Source organism: Salinihabitans flavidus (assembly GCF_900110425.1).
Classification (GTDB): Bacteria; Pseudomonadota; Alphaproteobacteria; order Rhodobacterales; family Rhodobacteraceae; genus Salinihabitans; species Salinihabitans flavidus.
This window is the reverse complement of the sequence record NZ_FODS01000032.1, coordinates 1-12,064: the sequence shown is the minus strand read 5'-3', so window position 1 is coordinate 12,064 and position 12,064 is coordinate 1. Positions and strand designations below refer to the sequence as shown.

Sequence of the window (12,064 nt, the reverse complement as noted above, 5' to 3'; positions counted from 1 at the left end):
TGAAATGGCTCCCTCATTCGTCTTGTTTGAGCCATGCCTCAAACCGCCGCTGGCGCAGATCGCGTGTATTGGCGTTCCATGCGCTGTCGCGGATCAGCGCACGTCCCCCGTGTTGCGGCGCGTTGGGCAGATGGACCCGCATCGGCACGCCGGTCGCCGGGTTCAGCCCGATCTGCGCGAAGGCGGAGCGCCGGGTGGGACCATACGGGATAAGTTCCGAGAACCGCGCCATGGAGGACGGGCGCAGGGCGAAGGAAAGGAAATCGCGCGCCGCCTGCGCCCGGTCGGTGGTGGCCGGGATGGCCCAGACCTCGGTTCCGATGATCCGGCCGTCCCAGACGATATCCACGGGGGCCGCACCGCGCGCCGCCATGTCGAAGAATCGCCCGTTGAACCCCTCGGCCATCACCGCGCGCCTCTCGGCCAGCATGTGCGCAGGCTCGGCCGGATCGTTCCACCAGACGATATCGTCTCGGATCGAATCGAGCTTGCGAAAGGCCAGACGCAATCCGCGATCCGTGCTCAGCAGCCCATAGACCTGCTCGGGCGGCACCCCCTCGGCCAGCAGCGCCCATTCCAGGATACCGTCGGGGCCGCGCTGCACGGCGCGTTTGCCGGGAAAGCGCGCCGTGTCGAAAAAACCCTCGATCCGGGTGGGTTTGACACCCGGAAAGGCCCGCTCGTCATAGGCCAGCACGCGGGCATAGACGTTCTGCGGCATGGCGCATCGCGTGGCGGCGTGGGGGCTGAAATCCTCCATCGCGTCCGGCCCCCTTGCAAGGGCCTGCGCGTCGAGTGGCAGCAACAGCCCCTCGGCACAGGCGACGCGCGCCTGATCGGAGAGCATGTCGATCACGTCCCAGCCCTCGTGCCCGGCGCGGGCGCGCAGCGCGGCGACGGTGCCGTCGTATTGCACCGCGGTCACGGCCTGCCCGGTGGCCTCGGTGTAGGGCGTGAAGATCGATTTTCGCTGCGCCGCCTCATAGGCCCCGCCCCATGTGGCGACGGCAAGGTCCTGCGCACCAAGCGGCGCACCCAAGAGCAGTGCCAGCAGGACAAGGCTAAAGCGCGGCATTCTCTTCCTCTCTTGTGCGGGCGACATGATCAAGCCACGCGGAAACGATATCGGCCTCCGCGACCGCCCCGAGATAGCGCCCGCCCTCGCGCGTCACCACTGGCACCGCATCACCGACAAAGCCGCGCATCCGCTCCATCGCGTCGGCAAGGCTGGTATCGTCCTCGAAAATGAGCGTGGCGGGTGTGCGCCCCTCCGATGGGCTGTAGACCCCGGCAAGGCGGCCCTCGGCGTCGAGTGCGAAGGCCTGCCGCCAGCCGGCGTCGGCAAGCCGCGCGTCCACTTTCCCGGGCGGGTCTTCGGGCCCAATGGTGATCGCGGCGTCGCTCAGCAGGTCCGTCACCGGAAGCACGGCGAGATGCGCGCGGTCGCGCCCTTTCGAGAAATCCATGCCGCGCCGGGCCAGTTGAATGTCAAACAGAGAGCGCCCGAAAAGCCTGTGCGAGACGAGATTGGAAAACACCACCGCAACCATGGCAGCGATCGTGATGTCATAGTTTCGGGTCAACTCGAACACGATCAATATGCAGGTGAGCGGCGCGCCGATCACCGCGCTTGCAAAGGCCATCATCGCACCGATGGCATAGACCGCGACGCCCGAGGTCGCGATGCCGCCCACGCCCGAGGCGAGTGCCCAGAAAAGCGCCCCGATGAGACTGCCGATGAGCAATGCCGGGCTAAACACACCGCCGGAGAACCCCGCCCCTATGCAAAGCGCCGTAAGCACGATCTTGGCGAGAATCAGAACGATCAACTCGCCCTGCCCGAACGCCCCCTCTATGGTGGCGAAACGCAGCGTCTCGGTGCCGATCCCGAGCACATCGGGCAGCGCAAGCGCCGTCAGCCCCACCGCGAGTCCCGCCGCCCCGGGGCGTAGCGCAGGATGCGAGATCAGACCCGCCACCCATGGCCCGCAGGCCAGTACCAGACGCATGAAGCCGATCGCTGCGAGCGCGACCAATACCCCCAGAAGCGCGAAAAGGCCGAATTCATACCCATGTGCCACGCCCGGAAACTCCACAAGGAAGAGCGCGGGCCGCTCGAAGATCACGTTGGCGATCACATAGCCCGTCGCCGAGGCGACCGTGACCGGGGCAAATGCCTGCGTTGCGTAGTGCCGCAGAACCACCTCATGGGCAAAGACCAGCCCGGCAATGGGCGCGTTGAAGGCGGTGGCGATGGCCGCGGCCACACCGCAGCTTATGGCGATCCCGTCGAGATTGGGCACACCCGAGCGTACCTGACGCACCGCGCCGCCGAAGAGCGCGCCGAGATAGACCATCGGACCGTATTGGCCGACCGAGGCGCCAGTGCCGAGCGACAGGATCGCGGTGAGGGTGGAAACGAGCCCACTGCGTGTGTCGGGCAAGGGGCGGTGGAACTGCACAGCGCAGATCACGTCGGGCGGGCCGAGCGGGCGGCGCTGCGGCGACAGGTGCCGGTGGAGCAGGCCGACACCCAGACCGCCCAGCGTGGGCACCAGAAGGGTTGCGAGCGTGATAAGCCACGGAAGCCGTTCCCATTGCACGCGCGCACGCGGCGCGACGAGAAAGGCCGCGTTGAGCGCCGAGACCAGCTCGACAAAGGCAATCGCCGCGAATGAGGCCGCCGCGCCGACGCAGAGCGCCGTTGCCGTCAGGACCATCATGCGGATGACGGGGCGCGCGGACTTGCTCTCAGGTGCGGCATTCATGCCAGCATATTCCGCATTTGGGGCAGATGGCACAAGCCCCCGACCGAAGGGCGGCAGGGCAAAACGGCCCGGTGCCCGAACAGAGCTTGAGGCGAGGCACCAGATCGCGCCGCCTTGCGGATTGGCCCTGTTCAGGGCCGGATCGGTGCCGAGAGTTGTTCGCGAACAAGGGGTGCGCCAGAGACCGTCATGGGCCAATCCGCGCCGGACGGCACTGCCCCTCTGGCCCAAGCGCAGGCTTCGCGGCTTTCGGATATATCGGAATCCGAGGGCATTCCAATCGCACCCGCCGCCTCACTCCTTCCGGCAAGGAAAGTGCGCGGCGGATATGCGGTCAGAGTCGCAACTGGCCCGATCACCAGACGCCGTTCTCATCCAGTTCCTCGCGCAATTCACCCTTGAAATCCAAGGCAGTGGCCGAGGGGCGAGTCAGAAGGCTGATACCGATGAACAATGCCACCGTGACCCCGATCACCGTGGCCGCCAGGGTCGGATCGAAGACGCTGACGCCGGCGATCATCGCCATGTAGATGGCTGTACCCGCACCGCCCACGAGCGATGCCAGAACGCCCCACGCCGTTCCACCGCGCCAGAAGAAAGCGCCGATAGTGGCCGGAACGGTCACGATCAACCCAGCGGCCGAGAGCGCGGCAAGCTGATCGACGATCGGCGCATTCTGAAGCGCGAACCAGGCCGCGAACAACACCACGAGGACTACGACGACACGTCCGATGAAGATCTGCCGCGCATCGCGCCCCTCACCTTGACGCATAAGATCGCGCGCCACCATGGACCCCAGCGTCAGCGCGATGGAATCGAGCGTCGAGACGGCCGCCGACAGGATACCGACGATCAGCAGCAGGCTGACCCCCACCGGCACCACGCCAGAGCCCAGCAGCGCCGGCGTGGCCCCGGCGGGATTGTCCAGTTCCGGTGCCAGAACCAGCGCGGCATAGCCCCAGATTACCGCAATCAGCGTGAAGATCAGGCCAAAACCCAACACCCAGAAGATCATCCTCCGCATGGCCGCAAGATCGGTGGTGACGAACAGGCGCTGACTGACCTGCGGGTTGGACAGCGGGAAAAAGAACCACGGAATCGCCAGCGCCAGAAAGGTCGGAAGACTCCACAATCCCGGTCCCGGCACATCGAGCCATGCGCCATGCGTTTGCTTCACCTCGGCGGCGAAGGCCCCCACGCCGCCAATGGCCGCCACGACGAACCCCACGGCCAGCAGCGCCGAAACCAGCATCACCGCCGCCTGAATGGCATCCGTCCACGCCACGGATCGCAAACCAGCGACAAGGGTCCAGAAGATCGCCAGCGCCGCCCCGATGGCAATGGCCATGCCAAGGCTGATCTCCCCGCCGGTGACACCCGACAAAAGCAACCCGATCCCGGCCATCTGCGTGGTGCAGTAGGGCATCAGGAACACAAGGCTCAGCACCGCCGTCAACCGCGCGATGTTCCGGCTGCCATAGCGCGCGCCCAGCATTTCCGCCGGTGTGATGAACCCCCATTTCCGTGCCGCCAGCCAGAATCGCGGGCCAAAGACCACCAGCAGGGTCAGACCCGAAAAATAGATCAGCTCAAATCCGAGTGCGCCGATTCCTCCGCGATAGGTCAGCCCGGTCAGCACCACCAGCATGAACGCCGAATAGGTCGTCGCGGCGTAGCTGAGCCCTGACACCATGCCACCGATGTGCCGCCCGCCAAGATAGTAATCCGCCGCCGTGCCCTTGTTGCTGCGCGCCGCGGCGAAGGCGATCACGCCACCGATCACAGCGAAGATCGCAAGTGTAATCCAGATGAGAGTTGTGGATATCATCGCTCAAAGCCTCCAGCGGGCGACGCCGATCACGATAAGGCCGACCACGGCCACACCGAAGAGACACCAGAAAATCATGATATCGAGAGACGGCGCCCCACCCGCCAGAAAGCCATACGGCACGAGGATGCCAGCGGCAATAACGACACCAACCACGACAAGCCACCATGTGAATCCACGCATTGGCTGTTTCGCCCTCCCTGAATTTGACGCAACGTCATTCATCGGTCTGGGCTGTGGACGTATCCGAACACGCCCGCGCGTGCAAGCGCGACAGAGTGCGTTCTCCGACAGCCCCCGGCCCGGGAGTTCCTGTTTTCAGGTCCCTGGACGTGTGGCCCACCCTTCCCGGAATCGAAACACAGAAGCGGCAAGCCGATCTTGCCAAATTCGTTGAATTTCGAAATGTTGGCTCATATCGGACGGACTTGAAACTGATCTTACTTCAACGCGGAATTCACGGCGCATGATCGTTCAACGCTTTTTGACCCTCTCACACGCCACGCTATTGTCTGTCTTGGTGATCATCGGGGTTTGTATGATCCTCGCGGGAAAAGCACCGGCCCAGTCGGGGCCGCCCGCGCTTGGGGCAGAGCTTTCGCCCGAGGTTTATCTTTCGGTGCCCTCCGCTCCGCCGCTGGCGCGTGGCGACTACCTCGCTGCGCCGCCGCGCGTTTCACTGCGCCAGTTCACGCCGCAACCGGGCAACCAGGGATCTCAGGGCAGTTGCGTCGGCTGGGCCACGGCCTATGCCGCGCGCACGGTGCTTGAGGCCAGCGGGCGCGAAATCGCGGCGCGGGATCGGATCAACGCACTGACCCTGTCACCATCCTATGTCTACAATCAGATCAAGCTCGACGGCTGTTCGCCCGGGGGCAGCTACGTGCGCGATGCGCTCGACCTGATGTCCCGGCAGGGTGTGCTCACCCTCTCGGATTTCCCCTATCGGAACGACAGCTGCGATCGCCTGCCCTCCGCGGCGGAGCGACAGGCCGCCGCGACGCATCGCATTGCCGACTATAACCGGCTCTGGGGCCAGAATGCGCGCAACCGGCATGTGGCCACGCGGCGCGCCATCGCGCAGGGACACCCGGTCGTCATCGGCATGGTCGCGACGGCCACCTTGCTTCAAGACATGAACGGGCGCGCGGAGTTCACCCCCACCGCGCGAGAGCGCGATGCCCTGCTTGGCGGTGACTCGTCCTGCGCGAACTGCCCCTTGCAGGGCGGTCACGCGGTAACGGTCGTCGGCTATGACGACAATCGCAACGGCGGCAGCTTCGAGATCATCAATTCATGGGGCACCGACTGGGGCGAGGACGGGTATTTCTGGATGAGCTACGACACCTTCAACCTGTTCACATATGAGGGTTACGAGGTGCTTCCGGTGCCGCCGCCCCCGCCGCCGCGTGAAATCGACATGACCGGCGCAATGCGCGTTCTGCACATGACGCGGGGCGCGCTTGCGGCACGGCCCGCGCCGAATGGCGGCCGCTACCTGCTGTCCGGGCCGCTCGCGTCGGGCACACGCTTTCGGGTCGAGGCGCGGTCCGGCCAGCCGGGCTATATCCATGTCATCGGCGGCGATGCCACGGGCGACTACGTGACCCTTTTCCCGCGCGGGAACGCGGTCTCTCCGGCGGTGGCGCGGGGCAATACGATGCTTCTGCCCGGCCCGACCGAGGCGCATTTCACGCGCCTGAACCAGACGGTGGGAACGGACTACTATATCGTGCTGTTCTCGACCGAACCGATCGAGACGGAGGTGCTTGCGGGCGCGATGCGCGGCGGATCGGGCGGCCCGCGCGACCGGCTGCGCGCTGTGCTGGGGGACCGGCTTGTCCCGGCACAGGATGTGACATTGCGGGAGGATGGCACGATCGGCTTCGAGGCGACAAGCGGTGCGGCGGATGTGGTCGCCCTCATCGTCGAGATCGACCATATCGCCCCGCCGCCGGACAGCATCGACCGCGCGGGGCCGGAACTTGTGCTCAGCGCACCGGCGCTGGAAGCCTTCGACGCCGCGATTGACCCGGACATGCCGCGCCGTGTCGCCTCACGCGCGTTGACGTTGCGCGGGCAGGCGCAGGACGAAAACGCGATCAGACGCCTGAGCGTTCCCGGCGCGCGCTCCGTGCGCTTTTCCTCGCGTGGCCCGTTCGAGGCGACCGTGGAGTTGCCGGACGGGCCGGGGCCGCATGCGGTGCGCATCCTCGCCGAGGATGATCGGGGCAACCGCAGCGAGACGGAATTCAGATTCGAGTTGAAACCATAAGACAACACCGGGCCGCACCTGCGGGTTGGACAGCAAAACGGGGAGAGATGATGTTTCACACAGGGATAGTCGCACCGCTGTGCGGTCTTGTTGCCGCAATGATCCTTCTGCTGATGCCGGGAACGGCGATGGCGGTGGAATGCGGCTATTGCGAGGGGCGATCCCTGCGTGAGCTTCTCAATATCAGTGGTTTTTCCGGGTCGGACAGCCTGCGCCCGCAGATTCGCGGTTGGATCGCGGAGCGCCATCCCGACACCGCAGAGGGGCATTTCGCGCGCGGGTGGCTCGGTTCATCACGCGGCGAGCCGGCCGAAACGGTCATCGGGCACTATCGCCGCGCGGTCGAGCTCGCGCCGAACATGCCCCTTGGCTATGGCAATCTGGGCTATGAGTACAACAAGGTTCGTCGGTATGAGGAGGAAATCGCCGTCTACGAACGCGCCGTGCGCAATGGCGCGGGCGTTCAGTATCTTTTCCTCAACGGCTATTTCAACATCCGTGACGGTCAGGACCGCGGAGCTGAAGAGGCCGAGGCTTGGCTGCGCCGGATGGACGCGCCCGACTGGGTCATCGCCTACGCCCGTGGTCGCACGGCCCAGGGCGCCGGCGACCGCGCCGGCGCACACCACCATTACACCCGCGCGCTCGATCTCGGCGGCGATGCGGAGGTCGTGGAGCGGTTCATTTCCAACGGGCTGCGTCTGCGCCAGCAGGAGCGCGCGGGCCGGGAAGAGCGGCTCGACATCCTGCGCAAAGCGGTCGCATGGGCGAACGCAAATCAGGACGGGGCGGCCTATCGGCATGTCGCCAAGTCCCTGCACGCAAACTTCAACGATTACGCGGGCGCCTTTCGTTTCTACACGCGGGCGTATGACCTGAGGCCGATTCCCGAAATCGCCTATGACGCGCTCGGGGCCAATGGCAACTACGACTTCCCGGCGGTCGATCGTTTGATTCAGCGCGTCCTGCGCGATTTTCCGGGCAATACGGTCACGCATCAGACCCATGCCTGGGCCAATGACAATTTCGCCTTCAATCCCGGTACGGCGCGGGCCGCCCATCGGCGCGCCGTTGAAACAGCCGTGACCGATGCCGAGCGCGTGACAGCGGTTGGCGGCTTCGGTGACTTTCTTGCACTGATGGATGATCACAACGCCGCGCAGGGGCTTTATGAGAGGTATCTGCCGCAGCTCAATGGTCGTGATTACCGCAATCTTCTGGGGTATTTCATCGACAACCGCGTCGCGGCCAGCGCATTCGGCCATGCCGCCCGCCTGATCGAAGAGGCCGAGCAGGACGAGGATTTCAGCCGCCGTTGGCTGGGCTCGCGCCGGGCGCTCGTGGCCGAGGCGATCCGGCTGAGCGAGCAGCGCGAAGCGTTCTACCGCGAGAACCCCTTTCTTCTCGATTGGGAACGCCGGTTCGGCGACTCGCTGCGCCTGAGCGTGGAGTTCGAGACCGGCAAGGCCGATTTGCTGCCCGAGGGGCGCGCTCGGCTGGATCAGGCGGCAAAGGCGCTCAGCGGCGCGGGGGCGGACGACTATCTCTTTCTGCTGGAGGGGCACACCGACAGCACCGGCACGGACGCGGTGAACATGCCCCTCTCTGAAGCGCGCGCCGCGTCGGTCGAAACCTACTTTTCCGAACGACACGGCATCGCGCCCGAACGGTTGCGCAGCCGCGGCTACGGACCCCGCAACCCGGTCGCCCCCAACACAACCGATGCAGGCCGTCAGGCCAACCGCCGGGTCGAGGTGCGTCCTTTCGGGAACCTGCGCGCCCCGAGTGTGGCGGTCAACGGGCCGCTTGCCGACTCGGGGGCCCGCTTCAGCCGCGATGGCAGGATTGCGGTTGTCGGGAATACCCCCATCCAGGTCTGGGACACCACCCGCATGGCGCGCATTCACGAGCTGCCGCACGGTGGTTCCCGAACCGAGATTTCGCCCAATGGCCGCTACCTGGCCACGGCCACAAATTTTGTGGATCGGACCGGCCGGACAACCTACGGAATCTTCGTCTACGATCTGCGGACCGGACATCTCATCTCGCAGCGATACAACGACACCAAGATCATGAAGCTCGACTGGAGCCCGCATAGCGATGCCTTCGTCTACCTCGACATAAGCGGCTATGTGCGGGTTTTCGATGTGACAGAGCGCAGGCAACGCGGCATCACCCGTGTGGCGACGATTCGGGGCGCAGATAGCGTCCTGTGGCTCAATGACGGGGAGACGATCGTCGCATCGGCGCGCCGGCGGAACGATCTGTTCGTGCTCGACGCCGACACGCTGCGCTTGAAGGGCCGCGCCGAAGGGGCCGGCGGCTGGATACATGCTCTGGGACAGACGCATGACGGCGCGCGTGTCGTGGCGCTCAACAACGACCGTGAGATGACTGTCTGGACCACCGATGACTGGCGGCAGGTGATCAAGCGCCGCATGCCGATCCTCGGCAAATACGCCGTTGGCCATCCATCGCGCCCCTGGGTGGTGTTCAACAGCCATTTCGACGATCGTATCGGACTTGCCGTCGTCGATCTGATGACCGGTGAGATCATCTCGAGCGGGGCCGACGACAAGCAGTACCTTACACCATCCTGGTCGCCGGACGGTGAGCATATCCTGACGGCGCACGATGGCGCGCTGGTGCGCTACGACGCGCAGCGGATGGAGCCGGTCGAACGTCGCACCGGCGGCGGGGTCTTCGGATACCATCTACGCCTGATCTCCGAGCGGGGACTCGTCCTCGCGAGCGACGCGGCCGGAACGAATGTCTGGAGCCTCAAGACCGGGCGGCGTGTTCACCGGATCGAGGAGGAAATCAATTTCAACTGGCGACCGCGCGCCGAGGACGGCACGGGCTTCGTTTCGGCCACCGCGGACGGTCGGGTTGTAAGCTTTGATTCAGAGACGTTCCGACACGAAACAGTGCTCGAAACGGGGCTGATGCTCGACCGGATGAGCGTCAAGGGAGATTACATCGTTCTGGCAGGCACGCCCGAAACCAAGGGGGCCATCCCCGACCCGCATGGCGAAATCGTGGTGCTCGACCGAGAGAGCCTGCGGCAGATCAACCGGTTCCGTGTCGATCTGGTCACCGAGCCGTTGCAGTATGATGCGGTCTATGACCTCAAATTCGGGGCTGTCACAGTGGATGAAACATCTGGACACGTCGCGGTTTTCGGAAGTTGGCGGGACGGCTACGGCACAGCCTTTACCGACGGTCGGACCGTGCTGCGCTACGATCTGGAAACCGGACGCGCATTGCCCCTGCTCGCGATGGGGGATGGTATCTGGAGGCTATCCTATCGCGAGAACGGGCGCGAGTTGTGGGTTTCGGACAGGGTGCGTTATCGCGTGATGGACCCCGAGACGCGGCAGGAGCTGCGCCGGGAGCCACTCAAATATGACTACGAGATCGCGCTGGACGACGGTCGCAACCTGCGCTGGTGGTGGACGCATGTCACACTTGACGGTCAGAGCGTGTCCTTCCCCAACAGCCTGCGTGATCTGGAAGTGGACGAATCCCGCAACCTTGCCGTGGGGATCACCAACAGCAACGAGGTGGTGCTGATCGCGCTCGACAGCATGCAGCGCAAGCTCACCATCTCGGCGCAGGCGAACGGCGAATGGATCGCCTATACCCCGCAGGGGCATTACACCGCCTCGCTCAAGGGGGCCGAGGGCGTCTACTGGTCGCTGGGCGATGACTTTCTGCCCTTTTCCGCACTGGAACAACAATATCGGCGGCCCAACCTGATCCGCGATGCGCTGGCGGCGCTGGCGGAAGGGCGCGATGCCAGACAGGTGGAGGAGGAGATCGCACCAGATCTGTTCGAATCGCCGTTCGAGGTCTCTCTTGTCTCGCAGTCCGACGCACGCACCGAGGCGGAAACCTATCTTCTGGAATTGAGCGTCGTGAAGCAAAGCGCCGACCTGCCCGATCCGGAGATCGAATATGTCCTCAACGGCCGCCCCATCGGCAAGGGTCGCGGCTTTGATGAGGAGGCCTTCTTCGAGGGGGCAGAGACCGTCGGAATCAGCCGGCGGTTCGACCTGCGCCCCGGCCGGAACGAGATCGAGGCCTATCTGGTTTGGCGCGGCGCGCGGCTGGAACCGATCCGCGTGACTGTCCACCGCGAGAGCGAGGATACGCAGGTGGTCGCGGCGCGCGATCAGACACTCTGGTTCTTTGGCGTGGGCGTGTCGGACTACGCGCTTGCGGCGCAGAACCTGAACTTCGCGCACCGCGACGCGCAGGAGCTGGAAAAGATGCTGCGCGCGCAGGAGGGACGGCTTTTCAAGCAGGTGAAGACAAAGGTCCTGATTGACGATGCCGCCACCGAACGCGAGGTGCGGATTGCCATGAGAGAGTTTCTGGCACAGGCCGCGCCCGAGGATGTGATTGTGCTGTTTCTCGCGGGGCACGGCGCCACCGACGCGGAGGAAGAGCTCTACTTCATCACCCACGACGCCGATCTGGGCCGGCCCTACACCGGGATGCCGGTGCGACGGTTCAACGATTTCCTTGCCAATCGTCCAATCAACCAACAGGCGCTGTTGCTGCTGGACATCTGTCAGTCGGGGGCGGCGGTGGGCCGCGTCGTGGCCGATGACGCGGTGCAGCTTCTGACCGGCGACACAGGCGCGGTGGTGTTTGCGTCGTCCTCCGGCTCGCAGCAATCGCTCGAAAGCGAGACATACGGCGGTGGACACGGTGCCTTCACCGCCGCGCTACTCGAGGCGCTGCGCGGCATGGCGGACACAAATGTCGGTGATCAGGACGGGTTCAACAGCTTGCAGGAGACCATCCTTTATACACGCGGCCGGGTGTCGTCCATGACACGGGGCGATCAGCGTCCCACCCTGCCCTTCGCGGCCGATGAGGTGGACTATTTGCTGAGTGCCGGGGGCTAGGATGCGGACTCATAATGCCTTGCCCAGAGGCGGGAGCAAGCCATGAGCACCGCAGCGAGATAGTTGCGGGCGGATTTCTCGTAGCGTGTCGCGATCTTGCGGAAGTGTTTGAGCTTGTTGAAGAACCTCTCCACGAGGTTGCGCTGCCGATAGATCGCGGGATCGACCGAGCGTTGCACATTGCGGTCGCGCTGGGTCGGGATGTGGCCGCGTCCGCCATGCGCGGCGATCAGCTCGAGGATCGCGCGGGCGTCGTAGCCCCGATCCGCCACCACAT

The 12,064-nt window shown here is 64.9% G+C and carries 7 protein-coding genes; 2 read left to right on the top strand and 5 right to left on the bottom strand.

The features are described 5' to 3' along the window. Positions 1–13: 13 nt before the first annotated feature. The 4 genes from BMW66_RS17580 to BMW66_RS17565 form a co-directional block, all read right to left on the bottom strand. Positions 14–1,075 (bottom strand): extracellular solute-binding protein, encoded by a 1,062-nt coding sequence (locus BMW66_RS17580; protein WP_175483304.1) that lies wholly within the window; start codon positions 1,073–1,075, stop codon positions 14–16. Continuing rightward, a complete protein-coding gene (locus tag BMW66_RS17575) occupies positions 1,062–2,768 on the bottom strand; it encodes a chloride channel protein (RefSeq protein ID WP_093120367.1) in 1,707 nt (568 codons plus the stop codon). Before BMW66_RS17575 ends, BMW66_RS17580 begins: the two co-directional genes overlap by 14 nt. A 355-nt stretch (positions 2,769–3,123) precedes the next feature. Beyond that, a complete protein-coding gene (locus BMW66_RS17570) occupies positions 3,124–4,596 on the bottom strand; it encodes a sodium:solute symporter family protein (RefSeq protein ID WP_093120366.1) in 1,473 nt (490 codons plus the stop codon). Positions 4,597–4,599: 3 nt separating this feature from the next. Further along, the gene (locus tag BMW66_RS17565) at positions 4,600–4,779 is read right to left on the bottom strand and encodes a hypothetical protein (RefSeq protein WP_093120365.1); all 180 of its coding nucleotides are present in this window, start codon (positions 4,777–4,779) and stop codon (positions 4,600–4,602) included. A 355-nt stretch (positions 4,780–5,134) separates the two neighbouring features. On the opposite strand from BMW66_RS17565, the gene BMW66_RS17560 reads away from it, so the two are divergent. Together BMW66_RS17560 and BMW66_RS17555 are read left to right on the top strand one after the other, a co-directional pair. Next, positions 5,135–6,871 carry a C1 family peptidase gene (locus BMW66_RS17560; protein ID WP_175483303.1) on the top strand — a complete coding sequence of 579 codons (1,737 nt, stop codon included), beginning with the start codon at positions 5,135–5,137 and terminating at the stop codon, positions 6,869–6,871. 98 nt (positions 6,872–6,969) lie between these two features. After that, on the top strand, positions 6,970–11,787 hold the full coding sequence (locus BMW66_RS17555; protein ID WP_175483302.1) for an OmpA family protein: 4,818 nt from the start codon (positions 6,970–6,972) through the stop codon (positions 11,785–11,787). Here the strand turns inward: BMW66_RS17555 and BMW66_RS17550 are convergent. Then, the coding region (locus BMW66_RS17550; RefSeq protein ID WP_139196220.1) for a transposase at positions 11,784–12,064 on the bottom strand (281 nt) is incomplete at its 5' end. The two genes, BMW66_RS17555 and BMW66_RS17550, sit on opposite strands and share 4 nt — an antisense overlap.